At 70.1% G+C, this 15307-nt stretch carries 12 protein-coding genes; 7 read left to right on the plus strand and 5 right to left on the minus strand.

Translation table 11 applies throughout. From position 1 onward, the window contains the following. Positions 1-295: 295 nt before the first annotated feature. Entirely contained in the window at positions 296-1642 is a 1347-nt protein-coding gene (gene gabT / locus ACYQ78_RS38265; protein WP_459805892.1) for a 4-aminobutyrate--2-oxoglutarate transaminase, read from the minus strand. A gap of 96 nt (positions 1643-1738) precedes the next feature. Between gabT and ACYQ78_RS38270 the strand changes: the two genes are divergently transcribed. Beyond that, positions 1739-3115: a PucR family transcriptional regulator gene (locus ACYQ78_RS38270; RefSeq protein WP_459805893.1), complete on the plus strand. Its 1377-nt coding sequence runs from the start codon at positions 1739-1741 to the stop codon at positions 3113-3115. A gap of 123 nt (positions 3116-3238) precedes the next feature. On the opposite strand, the gene ACYQ78_RS38275 is transcribed toward ACYQ78_RS38270, so the two are convergent. After that, on the minus strand, positions 3239-3904 hold the full coding sequence (locus ACYQ78_RS38275) for a TetR/AcrR family transcriptional regulator (protein WP_459805894.1): 666 nt from the start codon (positions 3902-3904) through the stop codon (positions 3239-3241). Positions 3905-4097: 193 nt separating this feature from the next. On the opposite strand from ACYQ78_RS38275, the gene ACYQ78_RS38280 reads away from it, so the two are divergent. Together ACYQ78_RS38280 and ppk2 are read left to right on the plus strand one after the other, a co-directional pair. Then, positions 4098-5528 (plus strand): aldehyde dehydrogenase family protein, encoded by a 1431-nt coding sequence (locus ACYQ78_RS38280; RefSeq protein WP_459805895.1) that lies wholly within the window; start codon positions 4098-4100, stop codon positions 5526-5528. 66 nt (positions 5529-5594) lie between these two features. Then, positions 5595-6518 carry a polyphosphate kinase 2 gene (gene ppk2, locus ACYQ78_RS38285; protein WP_459805896.1) on the plus strand — a complete coding sequence of 308 codons (924 nt, stop codon included), beginning with the start codon at positions 5595-5597 and terminating at the stop codon, positions 6516-6518. Here the strand turns inward: ppk2 and ACYQ78_RS38290 are convergent. Both ACYQ78_RS38290 and ACYQ78_RS38295 read right to left on the minus strand, forming a co-directional pair. Then, complete coding sequence (locus ACYQ78_RS38290) at positions 6515-7435, minus strand: trypsin-like serine peptidase (RefSeq protein WP_459805897.1); 921 nt, start codon at positions 7433-7435, stop codon at positions 6515-6517. The two genes, ppk2 and ACYQ78_RS38290, sit on opposite strands and share 4 nt — an antisense overlap. 51 nt (positions 7436-7486) lie before the next feature. Next, complete coding sequence (locus ACYQ78_RS38295; RefSeq protein ID WP_459805898.1) at positions 7487-8527, minus strand: trypsin-like serine peptidase; 1041 nt, start codon at positions 8525-8527, stop codon at positions 7487-7489. Between the two features lie 157 nt (positions 8528-8684). Here ACYQ78_RS38295 and dxr point away from each other — a divergent pair, with 157 nt between their 5' ends. Next, on the plus strand, positions 8685-9854 hold the full coding sequence (dxr, locus tag ACYQ78_RS38300) for a 1-deoxy-D-xylulose-5-phosphate reductoisomerase (protein ID WP_459805899.1): 1170 nt from the start codon (positions 8685-8687) through the stop codon (positions 9852-9854). 236 nt (positions 9855-10090) lie between these two features. On the opposite strand, the gene ACYQ78_RS38305 is transcribed toward dxr, so the two are convergent. After that, complete coding sequence (locus tag ACYQ78_RS38305; protein WP_459805900.1) at positions 10091-11233, minus strand: lytic polysaccharide monooxygenase auxiliary activity family 9 protein; 1143 nt, start codon at positions 11231-11233, stop codon at positions 10091-10093. Positions 11234-11481: 248 nt separating this feature from the next. Between ACYQ78_RS38305 and ispG the strand changes: the two genes are divergently transcribed. From ispG to ACYQ78_RS38320, 3 genes are all read left to right on the plus strand, one after another. Beyond that, complete coding sequence (gene ispG, locus ACYQ78_RS38310) at positions 11482-12648, plus strand: flavodoxin-dependent (E)-4-hydroxy-3-methylbut-2-enyl-diphosphate synthase (protein WP_459805901.1); 1167 nt, start codon at positions 11482-11484, stop codon at positions 12646-12648. Positions 12649-12738: 90 nt separating this feature from the next. Next, positions 12739-14424: an alpha/beta hydrolase gene (locus ACYQ78_RS38315; RefSeq protein ID WP_459805902.1), complete on the plus strand. Its 1686-nt coding sequence runs from the start codon at positions 12739-12741 to the stop codon at positions 14422-14424. A 34-nt stretch (positions 14425-14458) separates the two neighbouring features. Further along, complete coding sequence (locus ACYQ78_RS38320) at positions 14459-15301, plus strand: GNAT family N-acetyltransferase (RefSeq protein ID WP_459805952.1); 843 nt, start codon at positions 14459-14461, stop codon at positions 15299-15301. Positions 15302-15307: the final 6 nt, after the last annotated feature.

Here is a 15307-nt window from a genome sequence, read left to right on the forward strand (position 1 = left end):
GCGTGGACGGTGGTGTCGTCGGGCAACCGGCCGACTCGGACGCGGGGGCGGGGCCATTTCTTGTGGCAGACCACACAGGCGTCGCCGTCACGCTGGACGGATGTGAGACCTGCCGGGTCGAACGTCAGCAAACCAGTCCGCCTCCTCGGTCATGTGTCGGAACCGTTATAACGCGACTACCTGGTGTGATCGACTAGCTCGATGCCAAGTCAGGGTTAAATGACTGGCATCTGACAGGTCGTACAACAACAAAACGGGCACCTGGCGACAAGCCGGGTGCCCGTTTTGGGGTAGATCACACCTCGCTGACTACCTTTTCGAGGATGGTCAAGCCCTCGTCCAGCAGGTGGTCCGGAATCACCAACGGCGGGAGGAACCGGAGCACATTGCCGTAGGTCCCTGCGGTCAGCACGACCAGCCCCTCGGCGTGGCACCGCTTGGCGATCTCGGCCGCCGCGGCCGGGTTCGGGTCCTTCGTCCCCGGCACGACCAGCTCGATCGCCGTCATCGCGCCTCTGCCCCGGACGTCCCCGATGATCCCGAAGCGCTCCTGGAGGGCGCGCAGGCGCGGCAGCATGACCTCGCCGATGCCGCGGGCCCGCTCGACCAGCCCGTCTTCCTCGATCGTCTCCAGGACGCCCAGGGCCGCCTCACAGGCCAGGGGGTTCCCGCCGTAGGTCCCGCCCAGGCCGCCGGCGTGTACGGCGTCCATGAGGTCGGCCCGCCCGGTCACGGCGGCCAGGGGGAGACCGCCCGCGATGCCCTTGGCGGTGGTGATGATGTCGGGCACGACGCCCTCGTCCTCGCAGGCGAACATCTGGCCGGTGCGGCCGAATCCGGTCTGGATCTCGTCGGCGATGAACACGATCCCGTTGGCCTTGCAGAACTCGGCGATGCGCGGCAGGAACCCCTTCGCCGGGACGATGAACCCGCCCTCACCGGCGATCGGCTCGATGATCACCGCGGCCACGTTCTCCGCGCCGATCTGCTTGGTGATCATGTCGATGGCCTGCGCGGCGGCCTCCTCGGCCGCGTTCTCGCCCGGCCAGCGGAACGGGTAGGCCAGCGGCATGCGGTAGACCTCGGGGGCGTACGGCCCGAAGCCCTGCTTGTACGGCATGTTCTTCGCCGTCAGGGTCATCGTCAGGAGCGTCCGGCCGTGGTAGCCGTGGTCGAAGGCCACGACCGCCTGGCGGCCGGTCGCCGAGCGGGCCACCTTGACGGCGTTCTCCACGGCCTCGGCGCCGCTGTTGACCAGGAACGTGCGCTTCTCGTGGTCGCCCGGCGTGATCGCGTTGAGCTTCTCGCAGACGGCGACGTACGACTCGTACGGCGTGATCATGAAGCAGGTGTGGGTGAAGTCGGCCACCTGCCGCCGCACGCGCTCGACCACCTTCGGGGCGGCGTTGCCGACGTTGGTGACGGCGATGCCCGAGCCGAAGTCGATCAGGGAGTTGCCGTCGGCGTCGACCAGCACGCCGCCTCCGGCCTTCGTCACGAAGACCGGCAGCGTGGTGCCCACACCGGCGGGCACCGCCGACTGCTTGCGGGCGAACATCTCGCGCGACTTGGGGCCGGGGATCTCGGTGACGAGGCGGCGCTCCTGCGGAAGCCCGGGGCCGCCCTGAGTGGCAGTGGTCATGCCGTTGACGTTACGTCCCCCGGTGCGAAGTCTCGATGCTCCGACGTGGCAGAATCGGGCTTCGCCACGTGCCGGAATGGACAAAGGGGGCCGACGGTGGCGCCGTCTCTGCGCAGGATCACCACGCTGGCCGGGCTCCGGGTCCTGGTCGGGGCGGGCGCGCTCGACCGTCCGGTGCGCTGGGTCGCCGTGAGCGAGCTGGAGGATCCGACGCCGTTCCTCGAAGGCGGGGAACTGGTCCTCACCACCGGGATGCGGACGGCCTCGTGGCGGCCGTACATCAACCGGCTCGTGCACCGGGGTGTCGCGGGCCTCGGCTTCGGCATCGGCCTCAGCCATGAGCGGGTCCCCGGCGAACTGGTCAGAGCCGCCTCGGACGCGGGACTGCCGCTGCTGGAGGTGGCGCAGGAGACCCCCTTCATCGCCATCGGGAAGGCCGTCAGCGACCTGCTGGCCGCCGAGCACTACGAGGAGATCAGATCGGCGTTCGAGGCCCAGGGGCGCCTCACCAGGGCCGCGCTGCGGGGTGACGGCGCGGCGGCGGTGGCCGACCGGCTGGCCAGGGAGATCGGCGGCTGGGTGGTGCTCCTCGACGAGACCGGGACGGTCCGCCACGCCACCCCGCCCGAGGCGGGCGAGCGCGCGGCCGGGCTCCGTGGCGAGTTCGCCCGGCTCAAGAGCGGCGCGGCGGCGGTCGCGCTGGCCGGCCCGGAGGAGAACGTCGTGGTCCAGCCGCTGGGCGGACGCGGCTTCTTCGCCGTCGGCGCGGGTCAGCCCTTCACCCCGATCGGCCACACGATCGTCAACGCGGCGGCGTCGTTGCTGACCTTGGCCCTGGAGCAGGGCACCGCACCCGAGCGGCTGCGCTCGGCGGTGCTACGGCTGCTGATCGCGGGCGAGACCGAGACGGCCCGGGAGGTCCTGGCCGATGTCGGGGTCTCCCTGCCGGATGATCCGGTGGTGGCGCTGGCGGTGGCCGAGAGCGGCCCGGTGCGGGCTTTTCACGCGCCCTACGAGGATCTGACGATCGTGATCTGCGCCGAATCCGAAATTTCGGGATTCGTTGACGCCTTTGACGAGCCGGTCGGGATCAGCCTCCCCGGCCCGCTGACCTGCGTCGCGACCGCTGTCGACCAGGCGGTGCGGGCCTATCGGGCGGGGCGCGGGAAGCTTTCATTCGCCGATCTGGCCGGTCAGGGCCTGCTCGACCTGCTCGATTCGAGCGCAGTCCGCGCCTTCGCCGACGTCTTGCTGGGCCCGCTCGACGCGCAGCGCGGTGACCTGAGGGAATCCCTCCGGGCTTACCTCGCCTGCAACGGGCATTGGGATGCCGCCGCGCAGCGCTTGGGCGTGCACCGGCACACATTGCGTTACCGGATGAAAAAGGCGGCCGAACTGCTCGGCCGAGACCTCGACGACCCAGCGGCGCGGGCCGAGTTGTGGATCGCCCTGAGCGCTCCCAGAGGCATCTGAGCTGAGCATCGAGGGCATGTCGGCGCAGGGGGGGCCGCGGTCGAATCGATCAGGTCGAAGCGGGTGAGATATCGCGCGTGCCGGTGTTCCCGGTGAATCGCGGCCGGTTGGTCGTCGCGCTTGTCAGTGGTCGCGGGTCACCAGGAATTGGTTGATCACGGCGTTGGTGACGACGGTGTAGGTCTGGGCGTCGGGCAGATGACCGGCACGTTCCAGGGAGATGGCGCCCTGGGCCGAGGCCCAGAGGGCGTCGGCTATTCGCCTCGGCTGGGTGGGGATCAGGTAGCCCGCCGAGATGCAGTCGGCGATCACGCGGTCGAAGAGGTTCAGGGCCGCGCGGGCGAGCGTGCGGGCGCGCTCCGACGGGACGAAACCGGGGATCGCCCGCTCGAACATCAGGCTGTAGTAGCCCGGTTCGGCCAGGGCAGCCTCGCGGTAGGCGGGGCAGAGCGACTGGAGGTATTCGTAGGGGTCGGTGCGCTGCGGGACGGCGGCCAGGCGGCGCTGGAAGCGCTCGAACCCCTCGAGGTAGAGGGCTTCGGCGAGGCCCTCTTTGCTGCCGAACATCGTGTAGATGACGGTGGTCGCGCAACCGGCCTCGGCGGCGATGCGCCGCACGGTCAGGCTCTCGGGCCCGGCGGAGATGAGCAGCTCGCTGGCGACGTCGAGGAGTTTGGTGCGCAGCTCGTCGTAGGTACTCCGCTGGCCGAGAGCGTAGGCGCCCTGCAGACCGAGCGGGACCGGCGTGGCCATGAGCGACGAGCCCTTCTCATCAAGGGGCCCTCGCATCGGACCCGAACCTTGACTTAACCACGCCACTCAGTCTTCAAACCGCCCCGCAACGGAAAACATCCTGAAATTGCGGCGCAACCGTGACATGGACTTTGACAACGGACACTTGTCCGCAATGGCCAGGTGATTGCGGCCGATTGTGCGATGCGGAGTAAGGCCCGTCACACGATAGTGGCATAACGTCGGGTCCATGACCGAAGCCATGCCTTTCTGGATCGCCGGCCGTCCCGCGACGGGAGAGGCCGAGCTGACCGTCACCAACTCCCACGACGGGCGGACCGTCGGTGTCACGACCGTGCCGACGGGTGACCAGGTCGAGGAGGCCGTGGCCGCCGCCCACGCCGTGGCGCGCGAGGCCGCGGCGCTGCCGATCCACGTACGCGCCGACGCCCTGGCCCACGTGTCGAGGAGGATCGCCGAGCGGGCCGACGAGATCGCGAAGCTGATCAGCGCCGAGAACGGCAAGCCGATCTTCTGGGCCAGGGGAGAGGTGAACCGGGCGATCTCCACCTTCCGGTTCGCCGCCGAGGAGACCCGCCGGTTCAGCGGCGAGGTGGTGCGGCTCGACACCGAGGCCGCCGCCACCGGCCGGATGGCCTACGTCTCCCGGGTGCCGCGCGGGCCGATCCTGGCGATCTCGCCCTTCAACTTCCCGCTGAACCTGGTGGCCCACAAGGTGGCCCCGGCCATCGCGGTCGGCGCGCCGGTGATCGTCAAGCCCGCGCCCAAGACGCCGCTGTCGGCGCTGGTGCTGGGCGAGATCCTGGCCGAGACCGACCTGCCCGAGGGCATGTTCTCGATCCTGCCGGTGCCCAACGACCGGGCGTCCGCGCTGGTGCAGGACCCGCGCCTGCCGGTGGTGTCCTTCACCGGTTCGGGTCCGGTCGGGTACGCGATCATGGATCAGGTCCCCCGCAAGCACGTCACCCTCGAACTCGGCGGCAACGCCGCGGCCCTGGTGCTGGCCGACGCCGACCTCGACTGGGCCGCCACCCGCATCGCGCTGTTCTCCAACTACCAGGCCGGGCAGAGCTGCATCGCCGTCCAGCGGGTGATCGTCGACGAGAGCGTGGCCGACGCCTTCGAGAGCAAGCTGGTCGCGGCCGTCGGCGCCCTGGTCACCGGCGACCCCGCCGACGAGAAGACCCAGGTCGGGCCGCTGGTCTCGGTGGAGGCGGCCGAGCGCGTCGAGGCCTGGGTGAACGAGGCGGTCGCCTCCGGCGCCACGGTCCTGGCGGGCGGCACCCGCGACGGCGCCACCTACGCCCCGACCGTGCTCACCGGCGTGCGCGGGGACGCCAAGGTCGTCTGCGAGGAGGTCTTCGGGCCGGTCCTCGTGATCTCCCGGGTGTCCGGGCCCGACGCGGCGTTCGCCGAGGCCAACGACTCGGCCTACGGCCTCCAGGCCGGTGTCTTCACCCGCAGCCTCGACCTGGCGTTCCGGGCCAACCGGGAGCTCGAGGTGGGCGGCGTGATCATCGGCGACGTGCCGTCGTACCGGGCCGACCAGATGCCCTACGGCGGCGTGAAGGACTCCGGGGTCGGCCGCGAGGGGCTGCGCTCGGCGATGGACGACTACACGTACGAGAAGGTCATGGTTCTGACCGGTCTGTCGCTCTGACGAATTTTGGGTGACGAAAACGGGCATAGGGGATTGGCCCTCCCTGATTAGGTAAAGGTCCTGGCTATGAAGGCGGACGATGTCGTGGACCTCCTGGGCCGCACCCCAGGGCTCTGGGTCAATGACGAAGACGGCGATGACGATCCCGTGCTGCTGCGTTCGGACGGCAGCCCGGTCGACACCTGGCGTGAGCACTACCCCTACAACCAGCGACTGGAGCGGCCCAGCTACGAGCGGGACAAGCGGCTGCTCCAGATCGAGCTGCTCAAGCTCCAATATTGGCTGAAGGACACCGGTGGCCGCCTGGTCATCCTGTTCGAGGGCCGCGACGCCGCCGGGAAGGGCGGCACGATCAAGCGCTTCATGGAGCACCTCAACCCACGCGGCGCCACCGTGGTCGCGCTGGAGAAGCCCAGCGAGCGCGAGCGTTCCTCGTGGTACTTCCAGCGCTACGTCGCGCACATGCCGGCCGCGGGGGAGATCGTCCTGTTCGACCGGTCCTGGTACAACCGGGCCGGGGTCGAACGGGTCATGGGCTTCTGCACCGACGAGCAGTACGAGGAGTTCATGTTCCAGGCCCCGATGGTCGAGGAACTGCTCGTCCGCGACGGCATCAAGCTGGTGAAGCTCTGGTTCTCGGTGTCGCGCGCCGAGCAGCGCACCCGGTTCGTCATCCGGCAGGTCGACCCGGTGCGCCAGTGGAAGCTCTCCCCGATGGACATCGCGTCCCTCGACAAGTGGGACGAGTACACCCAGGCCAAGGAGCGCATGTTCGTCAGCACCGACACCGAGGACGCCCCCTGGACGGTCATCAAGTCGAACGACAAGAAGCGCGGCCGCGTCGAGGCGATGCGCTACGTGCTGAGCCTGTTCGACTATGACGACAAGGACACCTCGATCGTCGGCACCCCCGACCCCCTGATCGTCAGGAAGGCGGCCGACATCGTCGACGAGGACATGTCCGACGACACGGCCGAGTTCTCCCTCTAAGCCTTCTCGGCCATGTCGAACACCTGCTTGGCGGCGCTGCCGAAGTAGGGGCCGTACATCATCGAGTTGTCGTCGCTGTACTTGAAACTGCTCACCGACGTGACCGTGCCGCGCCCGCTGGCCGCGTCGAACCCCGACAGCCACGGGCCGCCGCTCGCCCCCGCCGTCAGATCACACCGGAGCCCCTGGTCGTGGGTCTGGCTGTGGGGGTCGGGCCTGGCCGCGCCCGCGCAGTACATGAGCCGCTCGCCGTCGTAGGGCGGGTCGGCCGGGTAGCCGAAACCGTGGGTCTGCTGGCCCCGCTTCACCCCGAAACCGATCTCCAGCGCGCCCGCCACGTCGTTGACGTGGCGGCCCAGCTGCTGGTTCAGCGCGACCATGCCCACGTCGTAGCTGTCGTCGGCGGCCCTCGACCACGGTCCGGCGACGAACATGCGGCGGGCCGAGAACGTGCCCAGTGGGCGGGCGCCCTCGTCGTAGCCGGGTACGAACACCCAGTTGCGGGCCCACGCGCCGGTGCCGTCCTTGACGCAGTGCCCCGCGGTGACCACCACGTCGCGGTTGGCCGACCGGACCGACCCCGCCGAGCAGACGAAGTCGACGCCGTCCATGGTCAGGAAGACCCTTCCGGCGGCCCGCCCCACCAGGCCACCGGACTGCCACCGCGCCGACGCCGTCGGCGCCGCCCGGCGGGCCTGCGCGGGCGCCGCCTGCCTGCGCCGTTCCGGGGCGGAACCGGAGGTGAGCTTCTTCACCACTTCGAGGAGCCCGATGGGCAGGGCCTTCGCCATCCGCTGCGGAGTCCAGTAGCCCACCGGCGCGGCCGCCGCCACGTGATGGACGACATCGGGCGGCGACACGGCGGCCGGGCTCAGAGAGGACAGGGCAAGCGTCAGCGCGGTCAGGACGGGGGTCATGGCCCTGAATTCTGGACCACGCAGAGTGTGCAGATGACTACTTTTGGTAAATCAGGTGAGCGAGGTTCGCTGGGCCGCGTTGTAGAGCGCCTGGGCCTCGCCGCCGAAGTAGGGGCCGAACATCCAGAAGCTGGCGAAGTTGTACTTGAAGCTGTTCACCGAGTTCAGCATGCCGGTACCGGTGCGCTCGCTGAAGTTGACGAACCAGGGCCCGCCCGAGGAGCCGCCGGTCATGTCGCAGTCGAGGCCGAGGTCCTCCGACAGCAGGAAGTCGTCGAAGACCCGTCCACTGCAGTAGGTGAGCTTCGAGCCGTTGTACGGCGCCGCCGCCGGGAAGCCGAAGGCGTACATCTGGCGGCCTCGGGGCTGGTTGAAGGCGATGCCCTGGCCGCCGACGACGTCGGTCAGGTACTCACCGTCGAGCGGGGCCACCACGGCCGCCGCGACGTCGTGGTTCATGTCCTCGCTGCGGCTCCACTGCGGGGTGGTGAGCAGGCTGGTGGCCACCCAGGTGCCGAAGGGGCGCTTGCCGTCGTCGTAGCCGGGCACGAAGGCCCAGTTCTTGTGGAACGCTCCAGCCAGGCGCACGCAGTGACCGGCGGTGATGACCACGCTCTTGTTGGCGCTCGTCACGGCGTTGCCCGAGCACGAGGCGTTCTTGCCGGACGCGACGGTGAAGAACACGCGGCCCGTGGTCCTCTCGACGGCGCCGCCGCTCGTCCAGGGGGAGCCGCCGGAGGTGGCCGACGCGGTGGCGGAGTCACCGGCGGCGGCGTCGGCGGTCAGGGTCGGCTTGACCGAGGCGGGCTTGGCGTCCGGCAGGTTCAGGAAGGCGGCGGCGCCACTGGCGAACCGCTGCGCGGAGGCCGGCGGGGCGTCGAGCGGCTTGGCGGCCTCCATCTTGGCCTCGGTCCAGAAGTTCTCCACGGCGCGCTGCTCGCTCTTGCTGTCGGCCGCCGCGACGACCACGGGCTTCGGCTCCGCGCTCTGTGCGACGGCGGGAGCGGACGTCGCGGGCAGCAACGCGGCCACGATCGGGACGGTGACTAAGGGGGCCAGTCGGATCAGGCGGCGGGGCGCCGAGCCTTGCATGCGTACCTCCGGTGACGGATGTCCTGACGGGCGAAATTAGCGACCCAGCTGTCCCTCTTTCTCCTTTATGTACATATGGATATAGCTGGATATGGGCATAGATGGCGGGGAATCACCCTGGGCTCACGCGTACCGTGACGTGGCGCACAATGGTGCGGTGAATCTCCTCCCGCGCTCGATCACCGTGCTCGGCTCGACGGGCTCCATCGGCACCCAGGCTCTCGACGTCATCGCCCGCAACGGTTTCCGGGTGGCCGGGCTCGCCGCCGGCGGGGGCCGTCCCGACCTGCTGGCCCGGCAGGCCGCCGAGTTCGGCGTCCCCGTCGTCGCCGTGGCCGATCCGGCCGCGCTGCCCGCCCTCCGCGAGGCGCTCTCGGCCGCGGGCGTCGCGCCCGAGGTGCTCGCCGGTCCCGACGGGGTGGCCGAGCTGGCGTCGCGGCCGTGTGACATCGTGCTCAACGGGATCACCGGGGCGCTCGGGCTGACGTCCACGCTGGAGACGCTGAAGGCGGGCACGACCCTGGCCCTCGCCAACAAGGAGTCACTGATCATCGGCGGGCCGCTGGTGAAGCGGCTGGCGGCGCCCGGCCAGATCCTGCCGGTCGACTCCGAGCACTCGGCGCTGGCGCAGTGCCTGTGGGCGTCGGGCCCGACCGGCTACCGGCCCGAGGCGGTGCGCAAGCTGGTCGTCACCGCCAGCGGCGGGCCGTTCCGGGGGCGGCGGCGGGCCGACCTGGCCGATGTGACGCCCGAGATGGCGCTCAACCACCCGACCTGGAACATGGGGCCGGTCATCACGATCAACTCGGCGACCCTGGTCAACAAGGGCCTTGAGGTCATCGAGGCCCATCTGCTGTTCGACATCGGGTTCGACCGCATTGAGGTGGTCGTCCACCCGCAGTCGGTGATCCACTCGATGGTCGAGTTCGTCGACGGATCCACCGTCGCGCAGGCCAGCCCGCCCGACATGCGGCTGCCGATCGCGCTCGCCCTGAGCCACCCCGGCCGCTTCCCCGACGTGTCGTCGCCGGTCGACTGGACCCGCGCGAACACGTGGACGTTCGAGCCGCTCGACGTCGAGGCGTTCCCGTCGGTGTCGCTGGCCCGTCACGTGGGGGAGCAGGGGGGCACGGCCCCCGCCGTCTACAACGCGGCCAACGAGGTGTGCGTCGAGGCGTTCCAGAAGGGGGCGCTGCCGTTCCTGGGCATCGTCGACACCGTGGCGAAGGTCGTGGCCGAACACGAGGTCGGCCGGGCCGAGTCGATCGAAGAGGTCCTGGCCGCCGACGCCTGGGCCCGCGTGCGGGCGGCGGAACTGACCGCCTGAGCCTGGCCCCGGTTCTCCGCGGTGCGGGTCGGATCTGGCTTGTTCTCTGCGGCGCAGGCCGGGGCCGGTTCGTTCTCCACAGGGCAGGTCGGGTTCGGCTTGTTCTCCACAGGGCGGCCCGGGGCCGGCGGGAATGTCGGTGCCGGGTGGGACGGTGGTGGCCCCCGGGTGGGAGGGCTGGAAAGCGGGAAAGGCCCGGGGCGGTCAGTGCCCCGGGCCTATCTGATCGCTTTAGATCACGGAGAGGTGCAGGTCAGGGTCGGGATGGGGTTGGTGCCCGACTGGCTGGCCAGGAAGCCGAAGGTCGCGCTGGCGTTCGCCGCCAGGTTCGCGTTGTAGTTCTCCGGTTTCGCGGTCACCTGCCCGCCCGACGTGGTTTGCGTCGCGCCCCACATCTGGCTGATCGTCTGGCCGTTGGCGTAGGTCCACTTGGCGGTCCATCCCTGGATCGCCGCGTTGCCGGCCTTGACCGTCACCGAACCCTGGAATCCGCCCGGCCAGCTACTGGAGATCGTGTAGGTGGCGGTGCAGGCGCCGCCCGGCTGAGGCGTCGGGGTGGGCGTGGGCGTCGGGGTCGGGGTGGGCGTGGGGGTCGGCGTGGGAGTGGGAGTGGGGGTCGGCGTCGGGTTGGGCGACGGGCTGGAGGTGCCGCCGATGCCGGTCACCTGGCCGTTGCCGCCGTCGAAGACGACGTCGGAGCAGCCGTAGAACGTCTCGTTGCTGTCGGAGCGCTGCCACACCGAGTAGATGATGTGACGGCCGCTCTTGCCCGACGGCAGGTTGGCGTTCCAGTAGTAGTAGGCCGACTCGTTGCCCGGCGAGCCGACGCTCGGCGGGTTGGTCGAGGAGTCGAACGGGGTCGACTCGAGGTCGCTCCAGGCCAGCGGACGGGTCGGGCTCCACGAGTCCTTGGTGATGTACAGGCGGAACGTGCCCGGGTGGGCGGCCCACTTGTTGTACCGCATCTGGATGTTGGCGCCCGCCGTCAGGTGGGTCACCGGCCAGTCGTTGCGGGCCAGGTCGAAGCCGCTGAAGTTGTAGACGACCGCCGCGCCGGAGCACAGCGACCCGTCGGGGATGAACCCGGACATCCGGCCCGCGCCGTCGGAGCGCAGCGTCGCGAACCAGTTGTAGAGCGAGTTGGTCCCGCTCTGGTTGACCGCCGCCGCGCAGGCGGCGTTCTTGGGCTGGATGGCGCCGTTCTGGTTCAGGCCGTCCTTCCAGCACAGGTACGTACGGCTGCCCGGCACCATCAGTGCGCCGTGGGCCTGGGCGGGGCTGGAGACCAGGACGGTCACCGCCGTGGCCGCCAGTGCCACCACTGCGGTGGCGATGGCGGTGATCTTGAATCTCAGCGTCGTGCTACGTGGTCCGGCCACGGATGTCCCTTCAGCCTGTTATCGGGCGGCCAAACGCCGCATTGCCGCGGGAGCGCTCACGCGAATCGGAATGTAAACCGGGGATTTCGGGGTGCCCAGGTCACGGCGGTCGAATGCGGCTTTTGCCCAGGTCGGGGATGAACGATTCATCGGAAGCTGGGGCAGCGGGTGGCCGCGCGGGTTTGGGTGATCCGTCGCCTGCCTAGACTGAGGGACGTCAGGGACGACCCTTAGCGCAAGGTGCTGAAATGTCTGTTGATCTCGGGATTCCCTCCCTACCGGTCAAGCCGATCTCCCCCCGGCGCCGCTCGCGTCAGATCATGGTGGGCTCGGTTCCGGTCGGCGGTGACGCCCCGATCTCCGTGCAGTCCATGACCACCACGCTGACCTCCGACGTCAACGCCACGCTCCAGCAGATCGCCGAGCTCACCGCCTCCGGTTGCCAGATCGTCCGCGTCGCCGTCCCGTCGCAGGACGACGCCGACGCGCTTCCGATGATCGCCAGGAAGTCGCAGATCCCCGTCATCGCCGACATCCACTTCCAGCCGAAGTACGTCTTCGCCGCGATCGACGCCGGATGTGCGGCCGTGCGCGTCAACCCGGGCAACATCAAGAAGTTCGACGACAAGGTCGGCGAGATCGCCAAGGCCGCCAAGGCCGCCGGCACTCCGATCCGCATCGGCGTCAACGCCGGCTCCCTCGACCCCCGCCTCCTGGCGAAATACGGCAAGGCCACCCCCGAGGCGCTCGTCGAGTCGGCGCTGTGGGAGTGCTCCCTGTTCGAGGAGCACGACTTCCGCGACATCAAGATCTCGGTCAAGCACAACGACCCGGTCGTCATGATCAAGGCCTACCGGCTGCTGGCCCAGCAGTGCGACTACCCGCTCCACCTGGGCGTGACCGAGGCCGGTCCGGCCTTCCAGGGCACGATCAAGTCGGCGGTGGCGTTCGGCGCCCTGCTCGCCGAGGGCATCGGCGACACCATCCGGGTGTCGCTGTCGGCGCCGCCGGTCGAAGAGGTCAAGGTCGGCAACCAGATCCTCGAGTCGCTCAACCTGAAGAAGCGCGGCCTCGAGATCGTCTCCTGCCCCTCGTGCGGCCGGGCCCAGGTCGACGTCTACACCCTGGCCGACCAGGTCACCGCCGGGCTCGACGGCCTGAAGGTGCCGCTGCGCGTGGCCGTCATGGGCTGCGTCGTCAACGGCCCCGGCGAGGCCCGCGAGGCCGATCTCGGCGTCGCCTCCGGCAACGGCAAGGGCCAGATCTTCGTGAAGGGCGTGGTCGTCAAGACCGTGCCCGAGTCGCAGATCGTCGAGACCCTGATCGAAGAGGCGCTGCGCCTGGCCGAGGAGATGGGCGTCGACGTCGACCTCGACGACGACGACGCTCCCGGTCCGCAGGTCATCGTGAGCTAATGATTCGGTAATCCACCCCGGCGACTCCGTGTAATCGCCCCGTCACCTAGGGGAAGCTGGCCTCTGTCGTGTGAGCAGAGGAGAGAGCGCGTGAAGCGAGTCGTCGGAGTGGTCTCCGGGGTCACGATCCTGTCCACCGGGCTGGTGACAGTACTGATGGCCGAGCCGGAGAAGGCCGATGCCACTCCGGCCGCGCCCGCCATGCGGATCGCCTGGGGGCCGTGCGCCGCAGCCGCACCCAGGCAGGCGCCGCCCGCTACGCTGGCCGAGATCCTGAAGGAGATCACCGGTCCCGGCCTCGGGCAGACCGCCCCGGTGCGCCGCTCGGGGGTCGCCGAGTGCGCCAGCGTCCGGGTGCCGCTCGATCCGGCGCAGCCCGGGGGGCAGCAGATCACCCTCGCGCTCAACCGCATCAAGGGCACCGCGCCGCGTGACGGCAACCACCTGGGGCCGCTGCTGGTCAACCCGGGTGGCCCCGGCGCCTCCGGGCTCGCGCTGGCCCGCCACGTCGCGGCCTCGCTGCCGCCCGAGGTGGCCGCCCGCTACGACGTGATCGGCTTCGACCCGCGTGGCGTCGGCGCCAGCAGGCCGGCGCTGAACTGCGTCGACCCCAAGCGGTTCTACGCGCCGCCGCGGGCCGACAACGTGCCGGCCGACGAGGCCGCCGAGCGGGTGCTGCTGACCCGCGCCGAGACCTACGCCGCGGGCTGCGGCAACAAGTACGCCTGGATGCTGCCGTACATGACCACCGAGAACGCGGCCCGCGACGTCGACGCCCTGCGCCGCGCCCTCGGCGAGGAGAAGATCAGCTGGCTCGGCTACTCCTACGGCACCTACCTGGGTTCGGTGTACGCCACCCTGTTCCCCGACCGGGTGCGCCGCATGGTCCTCGACAGCGTGGTCGACCCCACCAAGGTCTGGTACGACGCCAACCTCGACCAGAACGTCGCCTTCGACGAGCGCCACCGCGACTTCCTGGAGTGGGTGTCGGACAACAACGACCTGTTCCGCCTGGGCCACACCGAGGAGGAGGTCGCCTTCGCCTGGTACGGCATGCGCAAGCGCCTGGCCGAACGCCCGGCGGGCGGCATCGTCGGCCCCAGCGAGCTCGACGACACCTTCACCGTCGGCGGCTACAGCGACGCCGTCTGGGCCACCTTCGCCCGCGCCTTCTCCGACTACGTCCGCAGGGGCGACGTCACCGCCCTGGTGAACGCCTACCGCCAGCACGGCGAGAACGACGCCGCCGACGAGAACGGCTACGCCGTCTACCTCGCCACCCAGTGCCGCGACGCCGCCTGGCCGCGCGACTGGAGCCGCTGGCGCACCGACGCCCGCCGCCTCTACGCCACGTCGCCGTTCATGACCTGGAGCAACACCGTCTACAACCTGCCCTGCGCCTTCTGGCCGCAGGCCGGGGGCACGCCGGTGAACGTCGGCGGGGCCAAGAGCTTCGCGCCGGTGCTGATCCTCCAGTCGCGCCGCGACGCGGCCACGCCGATGCGCGGGGCGCTGGTCGTGCGCGACCGGTTCCCGTCGGCCCGGCTCATGCTGGTCGGCGGCGGCAACCACGGGGTCAGCTTCGGCGGCAACTTCTGCGTCGACCGGCAGGTCGCGGCCTATCTGAAGGACGGCGTGCTGCCCGAGCGGCGGCGCACCGGCGGCGAGGCCGACCTGACCTGTCCGGCCCCCGGGGCCCGGACCGCCACCCGGATGGCCTCGACCGGCGGTGGTAACGATCACGCAAGGCTGACCGAAGTGCTCCTCGGTCGCTGACCAATCGGGGGGTCTGGCGTAGGCTGGGCGGGTGATGCTGCGTACGTCGGCGTCGCGCGTGCTGGACGACAACGATCGTGACGAGGTGCTCCGGATCCTCGACGCCGATCCGGTCGCCAACGTCTTCGTCGCCTCCCGGGTCAGAACGGTCGGTCTGAATCCCTCCCGGTTGGGCGGCCAGATGTGGGGGTTCGGCCCGCGCGGCGGGCTGACCTCCCTCTGCTACGCCGGCGCGAATCTCGTGCCGGTCAACGCCTCCCGTGAGGCCGTCCACGCCTTCGCCGACCGGGCCCGCAAACAGGGCCGCCGCTGCTCCTCGATCGTCGGGCCCTCGCTCGCCGTGGAGCAGCTCTGGGAAAGACTGGAGCCCCACTGGGGCCCGGCGCGGGCGATCCGCTGGGCCCAGCCGGTCATGTCGATCTCCTCCGCGCCGCTCGTCGAACCTGATCGCCTGGTCCGGCGGGTGCGCCCCGAGGAGTTCGGCACCGTCCTCCCGGCGTGCGTGGCGATGTTCACCGAAGAGGTCGGCGTCTCACCCGACAACGGCGACGGCGGCGCGCTCTACCGCTCCCGGGTGGCCGAACTGATCCGCATCGGCCGCTCCTACGCCCGCATCGACGAGGGCCGCGTGGTCTTCAAGGCCGAGGTCGGCGCCGTCACCCCCCAGGCCTGCCAGATCCAGGGCGTCTGGGTCGACCCGCTCTACCGTGGCCGCGGCCACGCGGCGTCGGGCATGGCCACGGTGGTCGAACAGGCCCTCAAGTTCTTCGCCCCCGTCGTCACCCTCTACGTGAACGACTACAACCTCCCGGCCCGCGGCGCCTACCGCCGCGTCGGCTTCCGCGAGGTCGACACGTTCACCTCAGTGCTCTTCTAAGCCCTT

The sequence above is a fragment of the Herbidospora sp. RD11066 genome (genome assembly GCF_054661255.1).